Here is a 16,726-nt window from a genome sequence, read left to right as displayed (position 1 = left end):
AGGAAATGATGTTTATTTGATAAATGCATTGGGGTCTACGATAAGCGCAACTTGTCCATCACCCAGGATCGTAGCTCCAGAGATTCCTTCAATCGCAGGCAGATAATTCCCCATCGATTTCAGCACGATTTCGCTCTGACCGATAAATTCTTCAACGGACACCGCTGCCAGGCGATCGCCTTTGCGAATAACCACGATTTCGGTTTCTTTCTCATCGGCATCATTGAAATCGGGTACACCAAACACCTCGCTTAACGAAAGGTAAGGAATAAGGGATTCCCGGAACGTAATCATCTTGTTGCCGTGAATGTTGCGTACCTGCTCACGCTGCACGATGGCCGTCTCTACGATGGAAGAAAGAGGAATGGCATATTTCTCTGAACCGAGGCGCACAAGCATCGCTGCAATGATGGACAACGTCAGTGGCAGTTGGACCGAGAAATTCGTGCCTTTGCCCGGCGTCGAGTGAATCGTTACATTGCCGCCAAGCGAGGTGATTTTGGATTTAACGACATCCAGTCCCACGCCCCGTCCGGAGATGTCCGAAATTTTATCTGCTGTGCTGAAGCCCGGAGCAAACAAAAGCTGGTTGACTTCATCGTCACTCATTTTGGCTCCCTGCTCTTCGGTAATGACTCCTCGGGAAATCGCCGTTTTCAACAATTTTTCGCGATAGATTCCTTTGCCATCATCCTCGATCTCAATAAAGACATGGTTCCCGCTATGGAATGCACGCAGATTCACGGTGCCCATTTCCGGCTTCCCGGCTGCGATGCGTTCTGCAACATTCTCTACGCCATGATCGACCGCATTTCGAAGCAAATGCACGAGCGGATCTCCGATTTCGTCAATGACGGTGCGGTCCAGCTCGGTTTCCGCGCCGGTGATGACAAGATCGATTTTTTTATCCAGCGTTTTGGCCAAATCGCGGATCATCCGCGGGAAGCGGTTAAATACGGTATCTACCGGCACCATCCGCAATTTCAAAACGATATTTTGCAAATCCGTGCTGACCCTGCTCAAGTGGGCTACCGTATCGGACAAATCGTTATTTCCCGTTTCACTTGCCAACTGCTCCAGGCGGGAACGATCGATCAGCAATTCACTGAAAAGATTCATTAATACGTCAAGTCTTTCAATGTCGACGCGAATGGTTCGTGAAGGCGCTGCAGTCGGCTTGGGAGCAGCCGGCTTGGCTGCTTCTTTTTGGGCTGCTTCTTTTTGGGCTGCTTCTTTCGCGGCCCCCTCTGATTGGGGCGATGCCTCCACAGTTGCAGCAACCGGGGCCGTTGCCGCCTCGACTGCTGCCGTCAACTCTGCGGCTGCGGCAATAGCCTGACTGGTCATATGTTGAAGCGATTCTTGATCCAGCGGAACCACTTTGGCACTGTCTATCTCTGAAATGCCCAAGATCGCTTTTTCAAGTTCCGGCGCTTCTTTGGTTGTTATGTAATACAACGAAAAACTGCGCTCAAACTTATCCTGCTCTATATCCTCGACCGACGGGAAGGCCTTGACCACTTCGCCGGAGCGCTCCAGCAAATCAAAGACCATATACGCCCGTACAGCCTTAAGCTGGCTTTGTTCACTGACATGTACTTCAATAAAATGTACCTGATGTCCCTCTGAGATGGACTGTTCGAGCACGGAATACTGGAACTCGTCCAGCTCAACCGCCGCCAATTCTGTCGAATCGCTCGATTGGCTTGCATCGGCAGCAGGGGTGTCCCCACCTTTCCACTCACCGCTTTCGATTGCCTGAAGAGCGGCTACGATGGAGGAAACGTCCGCTTTTCCTTCTCCACCGCTGGTAATGTCCTGTACCATCGTTTCCAGTGCATCCAACCCTTTGAACAGGGTGTCAAAAATGAAATCCTGCATTTTCAATTTTTCGTTACGCACCAAATCCAATACGTTTTCCATTTTATGCGTTAGGGATGCCAGATCTTCGAAGCCCATCGTTGCGGCCATGCCTTTCAAGGTATGTGCAGAGCGAAAAATGACCTGTACGATACCGAGATCCTCCGGGTTGCTTTCGAGTTGAAGCATATTTTCGTTAAGGGACTGCAGATGATCATTCGACTCATCAATAAACATGGATAAATATTGGTTCATGTCCATTGTGAGGCACCTCCTCCATGAGTTACACTCCGTTTATTTCACAGCTTGAACAAGTTTCGGTGCGATCCCCTGCAGTGGCAGAAGATGTCGCACACATTGCAGCTCGACTGCCGAACGCGGCATACCGTACACAACACATGTTTCTTCGTTCTCTGCAAAGGTAGACGTCACCCCGGCATCGTACATCTTTTTCATCATCCGGGCTCCGTCGCTCCCCATGCCGGTCAAGAGAACCAGATGCCTTTGCAGCGAAGCAAAGTCCATCAATGACTCGAACATCGTATCCACCGACGGTCTATGCCCGTTAACAGGCTGCTCTTCGGTCAACTTTACGACATACTTTCCGTCTACGCTCTTGTTGACCTTCAGATGGTATCCGCCTGGTGCAATATAAGCCGTTCCTTTTTGTAAAACCATGCCTTCTTCGGCCTCGACCACCTGCAGCGGGCTGAATGTATTCAGGCGCTGAGCCAGAGAACGTGTAAAGTTGGGCGGCATGTGCTGCACAATGACAACAGGTGCGGGCAAATCGGCCGGCAGTTGCTCGAGCAATGTTTTAAGGGCGCGCGGCCCTCCTGTCGAGCAACCGATTGCGATAATCTTATTAAAGGACCCCTCTAAGCCGGAAAGCTGTTTCCTAGCCGGCACGGCTTGCGCGGCCCCTTTGGCATTGTCGCTTGCCGAAGCAGCTGCAACCTGACCGGACACAATGCGCGTTGATACATTAGGACGAATCTCTTGAGGCATCCGAGTCGGCTGTGACCGTTTGGTTGAGTGCGTTTCGCCTGGTTCACGGGTAACATCCGTTTGAAGCGCCGGTTTGCTTTTAGGGGCTGCAGGTTGCTTACTCGCCTTCGAATCCTTAGCCGATGATTGGATCGGCTTTGGAGGAATCCGTAACTTTTCATTGTTCTCGCTCGGCGCACGTTTGACCAGTTCAGCCTGCATGGCTGGCTTTTTGGTCGCATCGCCTGCTTTCTCATTGGCTTTTTTGGTTTCTGACTGTGGAGCCTGCACAGTTGGAGGATCCAAACGGATCATCTGGGCCTCTTCCCTTTTTTGAATAGCGGCCGCCCTGCGTTTCTCCCTTTGTTTGATCTCATCCATGGCCGCACGCATCCGTTCGATCAGCGCTTTCCCCACATCCTGAATATCATGATCCTGGGAGACGGACGGTTTGCGGATAAAATCAAACGCTCCGGCTTCAAGAGCCATAATGGTCTCTTTCATGCCTTGTTCATTAATACCCGACAACATAATGACCGGAACATAAAAATGCTTCATGATGGACTTGAGCGCATCAAGCCCGTTCATTTCCGGCATTTCAACGTCCATAGTAATGATATCGGGTTTTAAATCCAACGATTTTTGTATCGCCTCTCTACCGTTTGAAGCGGTTGCCGCAACCTTGAATTCCGGATCCGCTTCAATCAAATCGGAAACAATTTTGCGCATAAAAGCGGAATCATCGACAACCAATACTTGATACACCGCCATCTTGTTTCACACCCCTGTTTCCTTATTCAGAAATCATGTTGTTTTCCTGAGCCACTTTTGCATAAATCCCCTGATTCCTGTCAAGGTTTCGGATTCGGCTGCCGAAGGAACGGCTAAATAACGAAGTGCAAGGCGCTGTATATCCCTTGAAGCTCTGGCATTCGGATAGGCCAAGGAGTACGGCACCTGCCTCTTCACCGCTTTGCTCACTTGGGGATCCTCCGAGATAGATCCTAGCAGCGGAATATCTGCATGCAGAAACCTTTTGGCTACCCCTGCCAGCTTTTCTGCCACCCGTCCAGCTTCCTGCTCGTCATCCACCCGGTTAACGACCAGTCGAAAGGGAGTCACCTTTTCCTGACCATGAATGATTTTCATTAAAGCATAAGCGTCGGTAATGGAAGTTGGTTCAGGAGTGGTGACAATCAAGCACTCATCGGCAGCTTCGATAAATTTCATATTTTCCTTGGAAAGTCCGGCTCCGGTGTCAAAAATAATATAATCCACGTGCTGGGCAATCTCATCCACTTGGGCAGCAAAGTATTCCAAATCCCGATCTGACAACGAAAACAATTCTTGCATGCCCGATCCACCAGCGATATATGGCAAACCATTTGCTCCCAGCTGCACGATTTCATGGATGGTCTTTTTTCGGTATAACAAATGATACAAATTATAGGTAGACGACGCACCCATCAAAACATCGATGTTGGCCATCCCTATATCTGCATCAAACACAAGGACTTTTCGGCCAAGCGTTTGCAGGGACAGCGCAAAATTCAGCGTGAAGTTGGATTTTCCCACCCCGCCCTTGCCGCTGGCCACCGTGATCAGCCTGGCTGCACGACTGCCGCGCACGGGCTCCTTGTGGTCCTGCGGAGCAGAAGCCATTTTTCGAAGTGAAGATGCCTGATCTTTCATTGCTTCGTTTCTCCCAACAACATGTCAGCCAATTGATCCGCATCGGGCTTCAACAGATGATCCGGGACATTCTGACCATTGGTCAGGTATGCCAGCTTGATCGGAAATTGATGCAGCAGATTGAACATCGGGCCATAACTTCCGGTTTCATCCATTTTCGTGAAAATCACTTTGTCCAGCCCATATTTGCTGAAATGATTCGCAATTTCAATCATGTCCCTGCTTTTCGACGTCAAGCTGATGACCAGGTAGGTCTCGCTATGCTCCACGGGCGCAAGCAGACTCTGGAGCTCGGAAACCAGCAATTCATTCCGATAGTTTCTACCTGCCGTATCCATAAAGATCAGATCGCATTCCTGAAGCCTTGAGATAGCACGTTGCGTATCTCCCGGTGACTGCACGACCTCCAGCGGAACATTGAGAATGGATGCATAGGTTCTGAGCTGTTCTACTGCCGAAATCCGATAGGTATCGGACGTGATGAAACCTACTTTCCTCTGCTTGTTGAACATCTGCTCCGCCGCCAGCTTGGCAATCGTCGTTGTTTTTCCTACTCCGGTAGGGCCGGCAACATAGACAATGCGGGTATCGGGTCGGATTCCTTCATCGATGCGCTCAATCAGAAAGCGTACAATTTCCTGCTGAACCGCTCTCCTTGCGCCTTCTGGATCCAACTCGTTTTCCTCCACGTTATTTAGCACCTCTTCGAACCAATTGTCCGAGAGTTCGGACCACAGTTCCTGATCCTGCAAACGATCCTTTAATGAAGCCAGGTCTTCCGGAAATGAATCAGCTGCTGTTCCCTGCTGTGCAAGCCTATTCATCATCCGTTTGATATCCCGGAGCTCTGCCATCAGTTCATGCGTTTCGCCCGATTGCTGATTCGTTTCAGACGTTGAAACCGAAAAATCCGCCCCTTCCGGTCGCGGTTTATCTTCGGCGTCTGAACCCGGAGCAGCACCTGCAGCTCCCCTGCCCAAATCGTTTTGTTCAGGCGCAGAACGCATTTCTTCTACTTGATCACTTTTTATTTCCGGATTTTCTTCCTGTGGCGAAACTTTTTTCTCGAAATCCTGGGCAAAAGAACTCGCTGTTTGACGATAAGCCTCAGGGACTCGCGTCCGAGGTACCAAGGGGACCGAAGACGCGGACGGTACGGTGACCTGCCGACCCGCATCCCCCTTCTCTTCCTTTTCTATTGCGGCGACAACCTCAATTCTTTTTTTGCGAAACATTCCGAGAACGCCGCCAACCTTGACTTCTTTGGTAGACAGAATGACGGCGTCGCTTCCCAAGTCTTTCCGAATTTGAAGCATCGCTTCGGGCATGGTCTCAACGACATATTGTTTTACTCTCATAGGTTCACCACCCCGACACTTTGAATTTCAACATTCGGTTCCAACTCGCTATAGGAAAGCACAGGAATATCCTGCATCGTGCGTTCAATAACCTGCCGCAAATACATACGAATCGTCGGCGATGTCAACACGACAGGCTGTTGTCCGGATTGAATGACCCGGTTGACCTGTTCGGTCAGTTTTTGATACACATTTTGAGTCGAGGCCGGATCCAATGCAAGATAGCTTCCTTGATCGGATTGCTGCACGCTTTCGGCAATCTTCTTTTCCAAGCCCGGACCCACTGTAATGACACGCAGCGTTTCGCCCTTTTGCGAAAATTGCTGGGTAATTTGACGCGAGAGCGATTGGCGTACATATTCCGTAAGCACATCAGGATCTTTCGTGTATGTGCCGTAATCAGCCAGCGTTTCGAAAATCGTAACCATATCCCGAATGGATATCTTTTCGCGCAGCAGTTTGGCTAACACTTTCTGTACATCGCCGATGCCAAGAACGGAAGGAATAAGCTCGTCCACAAGCGCAGCATAATTTTCCCTGAGATTGTCCACAAGCGCTTTCGTTTCTTGTCTTCCAAGCAATTCGTGGGCATGTTTTTTAATCAACTCGGTCAAATGGGTGGCCACGACAGACGGTGGATCGACAACCGTATATCCAGCCAATTCAGCCCGGTCTTTCGCGACTTCATCAATCCATAGCGCAGGAAGGCCGAAGGCAGGCTCCGTCGTTTCGATTCCTGTGATGGATTCATCCTCATATCCCGGACTCATCGCCAGGTAATGATTCAGCAGCAGTTCTCCGCCGCCAACAACATTGCCTTTGATTTTAATCACGTATTCGTTAGGCCTGAGCTGGATATTATCGCGAATGCGGATGACTGGCACGACAAGCCCTAATTCAAGCGCGCACTGTCTCCGGATCATGATAATCCGATCCAATAAATCCCCACCCTGCTGGTTGTCAGCAAGCGGTATCAAACCATAGCCGAATTCGAATTCAATGGGATCCACCTGAAGAAGGTTGATGACACTTTCCGGACTTCGGACTTCCTCAATCTGTTGTTCCTCTTCCATCTGTACCTCGGCTTCTTGCTTCAGGTTAAGGTTGTTCTGCATTCTCCATGCAGCGAAAGCAAGCAACCCGGCAAGAGGCAATGTCGTAACGGTATGAATTGGCGTAAAGAACCCCAGCATGGCAACGACGAACGCTACAATGTAAATGAGAATCGGGTATGAGAACAATTGTCCGGTAATATCATCGGCAAGGTTGCCCTCCGAAGATGCCCGCGTGACAATCAGACCCGCTGCCGTCGAAATCAGTAGTGCAGGAATCTGGCTGACCAATCCATCACCGATCGTCAGAACGGAATACGTGGACAAGGCCTCGGCAAAAGAAAGCCCATGGACCGTCATACCGATAATGAATCCGCCGACGAGGTTGATGATCAGGATGATGATGCTCGCAATGGCATCACCTTTGACAAATTTACTTGCACCATCCATCGCTCCATAGAAATCCGCTTCGCGTTCAATCTTGGAGCGGCGTTCGCGCGCCTGCTGTTCATTGATCAAACCGGCATTTAAATCCGCATCGATACTCATCTGTTTACCTGGCATCGCATCGAGCGTAAAGCGGGCAGCTACTTCGGCTACGCGCTCTGAACCTTTGGTAATGACGATAAACTGAACAACGACGAGAATAAGGAATACGATGAAACCAATCGCAATCTGTCCACCGGCAATCCAGCTACCGAAGGTAGCTACAACGGACCCTGCCTCGCCCTCTCCCAAAATCAGCTTGGTTGTCGAAATATTCAGCGCAAGCCGAAACAGTGTTGTAATGAGCAACAAAGCCGGGAAGATCGAAAACTGCAGCGCCTCTTTGCTGTTCATTGCAACAAGCAAGATCATCAGGGCGATGGAGATGTTGACCACGAGCAGCAAGTCCAGCAGCCAGAGTGGGATCGGGAGAATCATCATCAACACGATGCCAATGATCCCCGCTAGGACGGCAATATCTTTAGTTTTCAATGAATGTACGGCCTCCGATCCCTTTTATTTCGTTCTGCCCTTTAATTTATATACATACGCCAGCACTTCGGCTACCGCTTGAAACAAGTCGGCCGGTATCGCGTCGCCAATCTCGGCTCTTTGGAACAATGCCCGTGCCAGCGGTTTGTTTTCCATGGTAATGACACCGTTCTCCTTGGCGATTTCCTTAATCCGTAAAGCGACGTAGTCCTGACCTTTGGCGATCACTTGGGGTGCCTCCATCTCGGAACCTTCGTATTTCAGTGCCACCGCGAAATGCGTAGGGTTCGTAATAATTACATCCGCATTGGGTACTTCCTGCATCATTCGCTGCATGGCCATTCTGCGCTGGCGTTCCCGAATCTTGCCTTTAATCAACGGGTCGCCTTCCATTTTTTTATACTCATCTTTGATATCTTGTTTGGACATGCGGATGTTTTTCTCATATTCGTATTTCTGATAGATATAATCAAAGATAGCCAGCACCATCAGGGCAACCGCCGTTTTGATTCCCAAATCCATGACCAGCTTTGCGGCAAAATGCAAAATGGCGTCCAATGAAACATGGGCAAGCGAGGCTATTTCCGATTGATACCCTATGATCGTGCTATATACGAGATAACCGATGATAAGCATTTTTAGAATGGATTTGGCGAATTCAACCAAAGAACGCAAGGAAAAAATGTTTTTGAACCCTTTGATCGGATCAAGTTTCTCCAGTTTGGGTTTAAGCCCTTCTCCGATCATCAGGAAACCAACCTGTATGTAATTGACGATCAGTGCCACAAGCACGACGACCAGAAAAACCGGCGCGAGCAGCAGCAAGACCTCAATCCCGTATCGCATCATCATGGCGACCACATTTTCGGAAGTGATGTCCATGCTCAGGCGATTGATAAAAATGTCGGTAAACAAACGTACGATCCGCTCTTTATAAAAATCGCTAAACACCAGCATGACCAAAAATGCGCATAACAATATAGCCGCTCCCGAAACTTCCATGCTCTTGGCCACTTGGCCCTTTTTTCGGGTATCCTGTCTCTTTTTGGGGGTTGCCTTTTCCGTCTTTTCCCCTGAAAACAACTGGAGATCAAGTTGGTATTTCATTCGGATTGAGCCCTCCATTTCACTCAGACCGGCCTTTGTCCGATGGTCCCAAGCAATTGCTCCATGGATCTGAACATGACTTCGAACAGTTGACCGAACACGTAGGAAAAGCTCGGAACGACCAGCAACAATATAGCAATTCCCACCAATATTTTGAGAGGCATGCCCACGGCAAAGACATTGAACTGCGGCGCGGTTTTCGCCAGAAAACCCAACCCGACATCCGTCAGGAACAAGGAAACGACAATCGGCGCAGACATCTGAAAGGCAAGCATGAACGCCTCACCCAATGCCCGGATCAAAAACTCTGCAATGCTTCCATTGGCAACCGTAAGGAAAAACGCATTGGATAACGGAATCCATCGATAACTGTATACAATGGCGTCCAGCAAATAATGGTGCCCGTTCATCGTCAAGAACAACAACACAGCGAAAGCATATTTGAAGTTACCGGTAAGGGGCGCAGATGCTCCTGTCATCGGATCGTAAACATTCGCCATACCAAAGCCGATTTGGATATCGATAAACGCTCCTGCCGTCTGCACGGCCGTGATGAACAAATATCCCACAAACCCCAGCAGCAGTCCGATCAATATCTCTCTAAATACAAGCAAGATGTAACTCAGATCAGCAGGTACGGTTTGATTCACGCCATATGCCAGATATACGGTCAACGTAACGAACGCCGAAAGTCCTATTTTTAAAGTGTTAGGCACATTTCGGGACGAAAAGACAGGTGCTGTTACAAAAAATGATGCAATTCGACAAAACATAAGCAGAGCAACAGGAAAACTTTGCAGCAACGTCTCCATTGTTCAAAGCCTACCCGATATATCTGTAAAGATTTTCAAGAATGTTGGACGTAAAATCGACCAAAATATTCAAAATCCAGGGTCCAAACAAGAGGACTGCGAGCAATACGGCAATAATTTTGGGCACAAAGGCCAAGGTTTGCTCCTGAATTTGGGTTGTTGCTTGGAACACACTAATAATAAGACCTACAACCAGGGCAAGTATAAGCATGGGCGCGCTGGCCAGCAGTGAAGTATAAACCGCTCTCCCGGCCAGACCGATAATAAACTCCGAAGTCATGACCGTCCTCCTTTAACGTTCCGGCTCAAGTGTTGAAGCTCAGCAATAGTGATTTCACAACCAGATACCATCCGTCCACGAGAACGAATAACAGTATTTTAAACGGTAGCGAGATCATAACCGGCGGAAGCATCATCATCCCCATTGCCATAAGCGTACTTGAAATGACGATGTCTATGACCAAAAATGGAATGAATATCATGAATCCCATCTGGAATGCTGTTTTCAGCTCACTGATTGCATATGCCGGTACCATTACGGTAATCGGAATATCCTGATAGGTCTCAGGTTTCTCGGCTTGATTGTATTTCATGAAAAGCAATAGGTCTTTTTCCCTAGTGTGGGTAAACATAAACTTTTTGATGGGGTCTGCAGCTTTCTCAAGCGCTTCGGTCTGTGTAAGATCTCCCTTCAGGTATGGTTGGAGCGCAACCTGATTAATGGAGGACAGCGTCGGCGACATGATGAATAACGTCATGAAAAGCGCAAGACCCACAAGCACCTGGTTCGGCGGCATCTGCTGCGTCCCGAGGGACGTCCGCACAAAACCGAGAACGATCACAATCCGCGTGAAGCTGGTCATCAATACCAATATGGCAGGTGCAATACTCAATACCGTAATCAGCAGGATCAGGGAAAGCGAGCTCGTTCCTGGCGCAGAACCATCTCCTCCGCCGATTTGAATATCGATATTCGGAATCGGCTCCGCAAAAGCGATCGTCACGGATGCAAGGCTGATCAGAGCCATCAGGCTGCATGCTATCCAAATCTTCTTCTTCATGAATCCCTCGACCGATCTGTAGTAATGTCTTTTTCCAGAAGCTTCTCCATCTTGTCTTTGCGATTGGGCATCTGCCGAAGCTTGGATTCAAACAGTTCATGGAATGACGCCGTATCCTCAAGCTCTATCTCTCGCGGAGGTTCTTCCTTTCGCAAGCGGGATGCCAGCTTGGTGATGAGAGGCGACAGGTTGCCGCGCTGTGCCACGGCTTCCCGCTCAAAAGCGTCGATGATTTCTTGCGCTTCTTCGGCATCCGAGATTTTGTCCAGCAGCTGTATGTCATTTCCCACACCAAGCAAATAAACACGACCGCCAATTTCTACAATCTGCAGCGATTTCTGAGATCCCAGACCAATTCCACCCAAAATGCGAACCGTGCCTTTTCGAAACCACTGCTGATTCCGCTTGTTCAAAAAGCGGAGCAAATAAACGATTAGGACCAGGATGACGGCTAGGACCACAATTACCCATACAAGCTGCATATAATAATTGAGACCAGCGCCAGCTCCCATACTCCCGTCCTGTGAATTCATCATGTATCCTAACCCAGCGTCTTGCTGATTGCTTCGATAACCCGGTCAGACTGGAACGGCTTGACGATGAAATCTTTAGCTCCCGCTTGAATGGCATCGATAACCATGGCCTGTTGTCCCATCGCGGAGCACATAATGACTTTAGCGTTGGCATCGATTTTTTTGATTTCCTTCAAAGCCGCGATTCCATCCATCTCAGGCATAGTGATATCCATCGTGATCAGATCCGGACGAAGCTCCTTGAACTTCTCAATTGCCTGTGCTCCATCCTGAGCCTCGCCAACGACCTCGTATCCGTTTTTGGACAAAATGTCCCGGATCATCATTCTCATAAATGCAGCGTCGTCCACGACTAAAATTCGGTTTGCCATCTTGATTCAAGTCCTCCCTAAATTGTGCTTATTGTAATTTCTGAATCCGGTCCCATTGGCTTACGATATCCGTAACCCGAACGCCAAAGTTCTCATCAATGACGACAACTTCCCCCTTGGCGATCAGCTTGTTATTCACCAAAATATCGACAGGTTCGCCGGCAAGCTTGTCCAGCTCGATAATCGAACCTTGCGACAGTTCCAATATATCCTTAATTTGCTTCTGGGTCCTTCCTAATTCTACGGTGACTTTAAGGGGAATGTCCATCAATAAATTCAAATTATTTTCGTCAACCTGTCCGTATGCGCCATTCTGCAAATTAGCGAATTGCACGGGCTGCACGTTCACATTCCGGTTCGGCATGCCGCCATAGTGCTGCGGCGTTCCGTAAGGTTGCTGCGGCTGCATTGGATATGGTTGTTGCGGCGGCATCCCCATGGGAGCTTGTCCGTAACCATAGTCCGGCATTGGCTGCTGTGGCGGCATCTGCGGCGGTGTCGCAGGCTGCGGTGCCGGGGCGGCTGGTTCCTGGGCAGCCGGTGCTGGGGCAGATGCCGGCAGCGGGTCCGATTGCACAGGTGCTCCTGCGGTGGACTCCTGTGCGCCACCGATCAGCATTTCGACCATGCTCTTTGCAAAATGCACAGGCAGCAGCTGCATCAACGTCGAATCGATCAGATCCCCGATCATCAATCTGAAGGACACTTGGATCAGCGTCTCATCATCAGGCAAGCTGTTTACACCTTCGCCGCTTTCCATGTTGAGGATATCAATGCCTGGCGGCGAAATGTTAACGAACCGATTAAAGATCGTTGACATGGAAGTCGCCGATGAGCCCATCATCTGGTTCATCGCTTCCTGTACGGCGCTGATATGAATCTCGTTCAATTCTTCATCCGCCGGATTTCCTTCGCCACCAAGCATCAGGTCTGCAATCACCTGGGCATCCCGCTTTTTGATGACCAGCGAATTAATTCCTTCAAATCCATCCACATAGTTGACGTGTACTGCCACATGCGGTTTGGGAAACGCCGTTTCGAACTGGGAACGGCTGATGATCGACACCTTTGGTGTCGTGATATCTACTTTAAGTCCAAGCAATGTGGATAACGCGGTTGCCGCGCTGCCGAATGTAATGTTTCCGATCTCGCCCAGAGCATCCTGCTCCAGGTCAGTCAAAAAGTCATCCACGGTCTTTGGCAGCGGCTCCGAGCTGTTCATGGATTCGGACTGCCGGAGCAATGCATCAATCTCTTCCTGCGACAAATAATCCTTACTCGTCAAACTCTTCAACTCCTTCGGTGACAATTTCGTCGATCTGTACAGCCACGCGGTCTTTTATCGTTCCAGGACTGCCGTAATATTTCAAGCGATCCCCCACTTTAATGGATAAACCCTGATCAACCGGCTTGTTTAACGTAATTACGTCGCCAACGGACAAACCCAGAAACTCGGAGACTGAAATCCGCGATTCTCCCAGTTCAGCGACCAACGGCAGTTTCGCCTTGTTTACGCGTTCCTTGAGCGCCTCGTACTCTTCAGGAGCTCTCGTTTTCCTCTCGGAAACAAACCATTGATGAGTCGAAAGACGTGACATAATGGGCTCCAGAACGACATGCGGAATACACAAATTGATCATACCCGTGGTGTCACCGATTTTGGTGCTAAGCGAGATCAGCGCGATGGTTTCATTCGGCGACACAATCTGCATGAATTGCGGATTGGTTTCCATGGCTTCCAACCGCGGTGTAATATCGAGCACCGTTTTCCATGCTTCCTGCAAACTTTCAAACGCACGGCTGAAAATCCGTTCCAATATGGTCGTTTCGATTTCAGTCATGGAAGATATTTTGACCGGCGCAGTTCCCGGACCACCCAACAACCGATCCAGCATGGCATAGCCTACGTTAGGATGAACCTCGAGCACCATGCGTCCCTGCAAAGGCTCTGCTTCAAAAATGTTCAAAATCGTCATCTTGGGTATGGAGCGAATAAACTCATCATAAGGCAGCTGCTCAACCTGAACGACATTAATCTGAACGAACGTCCGCAATTGGGCTGAAAAATAAGTGGTGAGAAAGCGTGCAAAATTTTCATGAATACGAGTCAGGCTTCGAATATGGTCTTTGGAAAAACGCACCGCCCGTTTGAAGTCATAAGATCTAACTTTCTTCTGAGTTTCTTCCTTTTTTAGTTCCTCTGCATCCATCTCACCAGAAGATAGGGCAGCTAATAGGGCGTCAATCTCATTCTGTGATAATACATCCACCATGTTCTCACCCCCTTACAGGCTTACAGCAAGTTCTGATCATATTCATTACAGTGGTGCCACTGTAAAATCATTGAAAGTTGCTTTGGTCAAATTCGGTTCAGGCAAAGCTTCGTTGATGAGTTTGGTCAGCTTTTTGTTGAATTCGGAACGGCGCTCTGCTCCATCAAGCTCTTCCGGCTGCGTATCTGCAAAAGCCTGAATGATGATCGGTTTGACGACAAGGTCTTTGATTTTCTCGAAATCTTCTTTTGCTTTGGCATCTTTCAATTCGAAGACAACGTTCACCGAAACGATGGTGTTGTTGCCCGCCAAATTGGTTTTGATTCCGGTAATCTCTGAAGACACTTCCACAATCTCGTCGGCAGTCAACTTTTTCTCAACCGCCGCGCTTGTTTCTTTTTTCGGATCGTTTTGTCCTTGCAAAAATACGAAGGCCACAACGACAATCAATGTGATCGCAAGCAGTGCGACAGCGATCCAAGGCAATACTTTTTTCATCAGGACTCCTCCGTTTGCTGCACTTTGATGGTGGCTGCCTGGACTCCGATTTCACGGTTATATTCCTTAATTTTGGAAACGACCTCTTCCGCCTTCTCGAGCACGATCAGCCTTTTTCCCGTAACCAACGTAATATACGTATCCGGCGTCTCTTCCACAATCTCAACCATCAGTGCATTCAGCCACATGGGAGAACCGTTTAACCGCGTAACCGAAATCATGCCAAGCCCCCTTGATCAGAGGTGGAGGAGGCAACTCCCCCACACCCTACAAATTAGCCATCCCGTAATTATCGTTTCAAGTTAACAACTTCCTGAAGGATTTCGTCAGAAGTCGTAATGATCCGCGAATTCGCCTGGAAACCACGTTGGGCAACGATCATTTCCGTGAATTCGCTCGTCAATTCAACGTTGGACATCTCAAGCTGGCCGGCAATAATGGCTCCCGTACCGTTCTCCGGATCGTTTGCTGTCAGATTTTCGATGGCCCCTTCCGGATTGGCATTTGCCGTTATCCGATACAGGTTCCCACCGATTTTCTCTAACCCTTCAGGGTTAATCACCTTGCCTATGCCGATTTGAATTTCGCCTTCAACCGTGCCGTCAGCCATCGTTGTGTTAATCGTGCCGTTTTGGGCAATGGTAAAAGACACCACGTCATCCCCGATCGTAATGGGCTGACCTCCACTGTCCAACACATACAACCCATCCGAAGTAACCAGATTCCGGGCTGCGTCAACATGAAAATCGCCCGCACGAGTTAAAAAGGGCACCTCTTGGTCTCCGCCCATGGATACCAAAAAGAATCCATCCCCGTTAATTCGCAAATCCGTAGGATTGTTCGTCGTTTGCGGACTTCCTGCCAGGTGAAGCGTGTCAATCGAGCCGATCGAAACGCCCAGACCGATTTGTTTCGCGTTAACCCCGGCGTTGTCGTCGGTTGGCGCGGTTACCCCGGCAGTCGTTTGACTCATGATGTCTTTGAACATGACACGGCTTCCTTTAAAACCTACCGTGTTCACGTTTGCGATATTGTTACCAATGACGTCAAGTTTGGTTTGAAAGCCCCGCATCCCGGAAACGCCCGAGTACATCGATTTCAACATGTTAATAAAACCTCCCAGCCTCTATTTGGTGCCGCATCAGTCGGTCAGCGGCATTTCGGCTCCCGAGAATGGGCCAGCCGGTTAAGAAATAATTACAGCACTGTCGATCTGGGTGAACACATTGTCTTTCATGCTTTTGCTATCCAAGGCTGTAACAACAGTGCGATTTTGAACATTAACGATAAACGCCATATCCTGCATTAATATAAGAGACTCTTTAGCACCTTTGGCAGCAGCTTTATCCAGCGCAGAACCAATCTGCTCCATCTGCTCGCTTCCAAGCTCAATGCCTCGCTGTTCAAGTCTTTTCGCAGCGTGGTTGCTTAATTTGAGCAGATGTTCATCAAGCAGCTCCGCAAAAGGCCGTTCGGATGGACCTGCATGCTCCCCCTGCTTCGTTCGGTGCAGCAAGTTTGGTGTCAAGGCTCCTGCATAGAGTTGACCAACCGTCATCCGATCCGTCATGACGCATTCCCACCGGATGCAGGTTCTTCGGACGGAGCATCTTGCTTATTATCTGGATCCGTTTTATCTGGTTCTGCCTCTTCTTCTTCTTTCGGGTTTGACACCTGGATGATTTCATCCAATTTAATCTCGTCGTTGCCTACTTTAGCATATTGAACCCCATCTCTGACGATGATGGAATCCACAATGCCCTGGCGCAACGTTCCGTTGTCATCCTTGTCCTTATCGGCTTTCCAGCTCAGATCGTCATTTTTGGTATTCCCGGAAGAAATCCAACTGATTTCCTTGCCGATCATGCTGGACACAGTGCCCAGGGATTTGCCCAACGCCTCCAATTTGGAGGAGATATTGACCAGCTGCTCCACAGAACTAAACTGCGCCATTTGGGCAATGAACTCCTTATCTTCCATGGGCTGCATCGGGTCCTGGTTTTGAAGCTGGGTAATCAAGATTTTTAGAAATTGATCCTTACCCAACTCTTTGGTTGCTGCACTAGTAGTCGCTTTATTGGCAGCCGAATAGTTGGGCCAGGTGGCATTGGTTGAAAAAATTTCGTTAGCCATTCTTTCACCTC

Annotated in this window: 18 protein-coding genes; all 18 read right to left on the bottom strand. The window is 49.0% G+C overall.

Annotated features, from left to right (window positions below; all coding sequences use genetic code 11):
- Window positions 1-12: 12 nt before the first annotated feature.
- Window positions 13-2,121 (bottom strand): chemotaxis protein CheA, encoded by a 2,109-nt coding sequence (locus MKY59_RS10620; protein ID WP_339277475.1) that lies wholly within the window; start codon window positions 2,119-2,121, stop codon window positions 13-15.
- Window positions 2,122-2,154: 33 nt separating this feature from the next.
- Window positions 2,155-3,618, bottom strand: coding sequence for a chemotaxis protein CheB (locus MKY59_RS10615; protein ID WP_339277473.1), 1,464 nt, complete (start codon window positions 3,616-3,618; stop codon window positions 2,155-2,157).
- Between the two features lie 33 nt (window positions 3,619-3,651).
- Window positions 3,652-4,539, bottom strand: coding sequence for a MinD/ParA family protein (locus tag MKY59_RS10610; protein ID WP_236417103.1), 888 nt, complete (start codon window positions 4,537-4,539; stop codon window positions 3,652-3,654).
- The gene (gene flhF / locus MKY59_RS10605) at window positions 4,536-5,897 is read right to left on the bottom strand and encodes a flagellar biosynthesis protein FlhF (RefSeq protein ID WP_339277471.1); all 1,362 of its coding nucleotides are present in this window, start codon (window positions 5,895-5,897) and stop codon (window positions 4,536-4,538) included. Before flhF ends, MKY59_RS10610 begins: the two co-directional genes overlap by 4 nt.
- Window positions 5,894-7,927, bottom strand: coding sequence for a flagellar biosynthesis protein FlhA (gene flhA, locus MKY59_RS10600; RefSeq protein ID WP_339277469.1), 2,034 nt, complete (start codon window positions 7,925-7,927; stop codon window positions 5,894-5,896). The genes flhF and flhA overlap by 4 nt, the downstream gene beginning before the upstream one ends.
- Window positions 7,928-7,951: 24 nt before the next feature.
- Entirely contained in the window at window positions 7,952-9,034 is a 1,083-nt protein-coding gene (flhB, locus tag MKY59_RS10595; RefSeq protein WP_236417097.1) for a flagellar biosynthesis protein FlhB, read from the bottom strand.
- A 23-nt stretch (window positions 9,035-9,057) separates the two neighbouring features.
- The gene (gene fliR / locus MKY59_RS10590; RefSeq protein ID WP_339277468.1) at window positions 9,058-9,846 is read right to left on the bottom strand and encodes a flagellar biosynthetic protein FliR; all 789 of its coding nucleotides are present in this window, start codon (window positions 9,844-9,846) and stop codon (window positions 9,058-9,060) included.
- A gap of 10 nt (window positions 9,847-9,856) precedes the next feature.
- Complete coding sequence (gene fliQ / locus MKY59_RS10585) at window positions 9,857-10,126, bottom strand: flagellar biosynthesis protein FliQ (RefSeq protein ID WP_236417095.1); 270 nt, start codon at window positions 10,124-10,126, stop codon at window positions 9,857-9,859.
- A gap of 25 nt (window positions 10,127-10,151) precedes the next feature.
- Complete coding sequence (fliP, locus tag MKY59_RS10580) at window positions 10,152-10,907, bottom strand: flagellar type III secretion system pore protein FliP (RefSeq protein ID WP_236417094.1); 756 nt, start codon at window positions 10,905-10,907, stop codon at window positions 10,152-10,154.
- Window positions 10,904-11,440 (bottom strand): flagellar biosynthetic protein FliO, encoded by a 537-nt coding sequence (locus tag MKY59_RS10575; RefSeq protein WP_236417413.1) that lies wholly within the window; start codon window positions 11,438-11,440, stop codon window positions 10,904-10,906. Before MKY59_RS10575 ends, fliP begins: the two co-directional genes overlap by 4 nt.
- An 8-nt stretch (window positions 11,441-11,448) precedes the next feature.
- Window positions 11,449-11,811 carry a response regulator gene (locus tag MKY59_RS10570; RefSeq protein ID WP_236417093.1) on the bottom strand — a complete coding sequence of 121 codons (363 nt, stop codon included), beginning with the start codon at window positions 11,809-11,811 and terminating at the stop codon, window positions 11,449-11,451.
- Between the two features lie 28 nt (window positions 11,812-11,839).
- On the bottom strand, window positions 11,840-13,096 hold the full coding sequence (fliY, locus tag MKY59_RS10565; protein WP_236417092.1) for a flagellar motor switch phosphatase FliY: 1,257 nt from the start codon (window positions 13,094-13,096) through the stop codon (window positions 11,840-11,842).
- Window positions 13,086-14,084: a flagellar motor switch protein FliM gene (fliM, locus tag MKY59_RS10560; protein WP_236417091.1), complete on the bottom strand. Its 999-nt coding sequence runs from the start codon at window positions 14,082-14,084 to the stop codon at window positions 13,086-13,088. The genes fliY and fliM overlap by 11 nt, the downstream gene beginning before the upstream one ends.
- A 45-nt stretch (window positions 14,085-14,129) precedes the next feature.
- Window positions 14,130-14,582: a flagellar basal body-associated FliL family protein gene (locus tag MKY59_RS10555; RefSeq protein WP_339277465.1), complete on the bottom strand. Its 453-nt coding sequence runs from the start codon at window positions 14,580-14,582 to the stop codon at window positions 14,130-14,132.
- Window positions 14,582-14,803 carry a flagellar FlbD family protein gene (locus MKY59_RS10550; protein WP_236417088.1) on the bottom strand — a complete coding sequence of 74 codons (222 nt, stop codon included), beginning with the start codon at window positions 14,801-14,803 and terminating at the stop codon, window positions 14,582-14,584. Before MKY59_RS10550 ends, MKY59_RS10555 begins: the two co-directional genes overlap by 1 nt.
- Before the next feature lie 68 nt (window positions 14,804-14,871).
- Complete coding sequence (flgG, locus tag MKY59_RS10545) at window positions 14,872-15,687, bottom strand: flagellar basal body rod protein FlgG (RefSeq protein ID WP_339277462.1); 816 nt, start codon at window positions 15,685-15,687, stop codon at window positions 14,872-14,874.
- An 81-nt stretch (window positions 15,688-15,768) separates the two neighbouring features.
- Window positions 15,769-16,152, bottom strand: a complete 384-nt coding sequence (locus MKY59_RS10540) for a TIGR02530 family flagellar biosynthesis protein (RefSeq protein WP_339277460.1) — start codon at window positions 16,150-16,152, stop codon at window positions 15,769-15,771.
- A complete protein-coding gene (locus MKY59_RS10535) occupies window positions 16,149-16,715 on the bottom strand; it encodes a flagellar hook capping FlgD N-terminal domain-containing protein (protein ID WP_236417084.1) in 567 nt (188 codons plus the stop codon). The genes MKY59_RS10540 and MKY59_RS10535 overlap by 4 nt, the downstream gene beginning before the upstream one ends.
- Window positions 16,716-16,726: the final 11 nt, after the last annotated feature.

This window comes from Paenibacillus sp. FSL W8-0426 (assembly GCF_037969725.1).
GTDB classification, from domain to species: Bacteria; Bacillota; Bacilli; order Paenibacillales; family Paenibacillaceae; genus Paenibacillus; species Paenibacillus hubeiensis.
This window is presented reverse-complemented; position numbering and strand designations above follow the sequence as displayed.

Excerpts from the sequence above, each read along its gene's own strand:
- MKY59_RS10620 (WP_339277475.1), bottom strand. The coding sequence starts at position 2,121 with ATGGACATGAACCAATATTTATCCATGTTTATTGATGAGTCGAATGAT.
- MKY59_RS10615 (WP_339277473.1), bottom strand. The coding sequence starts at position 3,618 with ATGGCGGTGTATCAAGTATTGGTTGTCGATGATTCCGCTTTTATGCGC.
- MKY59_RS10610 (WP_236417103.1), bottom strand. The coding sequence starts at position 4,539 with ATGAAAGATCAGGCATCTTCACTTCGAAAAATGGCTTCTGCTCCGCAG.
- flhF (WP_339277471.1), bottom strand. The coding sequence starts at position 5,897 with ATGAGAGTAAAACAATATGTCGTTGAGACCATGCCCGAAGCGATGCTT.
- flhB (WP_236417097.1), bottom strand. The coding sequence starts at position 9,034 with ATGAAATACCAACTTGATCTCCAGTTGTTTTCAGGGGAAAAGACGGAA.
- fliR (WP_339277468.1), bottom strand. The coding sequence starts at position 9,846 with ATGGAGACGTTGCTGCAAAGTTTTCCTGTTGCTCTGCTTATGTTTTGT.
- fliQ (WP_236417095.1), bottom strand. The coding sequence starts at position 10,126 with ATGACTTCGGAGTTTATTATCGGTCTGGCCGGGAGAGCGGTTTATACT.
- fliP (WP_236417094.1), bottom strand. The coding sequence starts at position 10,907 with ATGAAGAAGAAGATTTGGATAGCATGCAGCCTGATGGCTCTGATCAGC.
- MKY59_RS10575 (WP_236417413.1), bottom strand. The coding sequence starts at position 11,440 with ATGAATTCACAGGACGGGAGTATGGGAGCTGGCGCTGGTCTCAATTAT.
- MKY59_RS10570 (WP_236417093.1), bottom strand. The coding sequence starts at position 11,811 with ATGGCAAACCGAATTTTAGTCGTGGACGACGCTGCATTTATGAGAATG.
- fliM (WP_236417091.1), bottom strand. The coding sequence starts at position 14,084 with ATGGTGGATGTATTATCACAGAATGAGATTGACGCCCTATTAGCTGCC.
- MKY59_RS10555 (WP_339277465.1), bottom strand. The coding sequence starts at position 14,582 with ATGAAAAAAGTATTGCCTTGGATCGCTGTCGCACTGCTTGCGATCACA.
- MKY59_RS10550 (WP_236417088.1), bottom strand. The coding sequence starts at position 14,803 with ATGATTTCGGTTACGCGGTTAAACGGTTCTCCCATGTGGCTGAATGCA.
- flgG (WP_339277462.1), bottom strand. The coding sequence starts at position 15,687 with ATGTTGAAATCGATGTACTCGGGCGTTTCCGGGATGCGGGGCTTTCAA.
- MKY59_RS10540 (WP_339277460.1), bottom strand. The coding sequence starts at position 16,152 with ATGACGGATCGGATGACGGTTGGTCAACTCTATGCAGGAGCCTTGACA.
- MKY59_RS10535 (WP_236417084.1), bottom strand. The coding sequence starts at position 16,715 with ATGGCTAACGAAATTTTTTCAACCAATGCCACCTGGCCCAACTATTCG.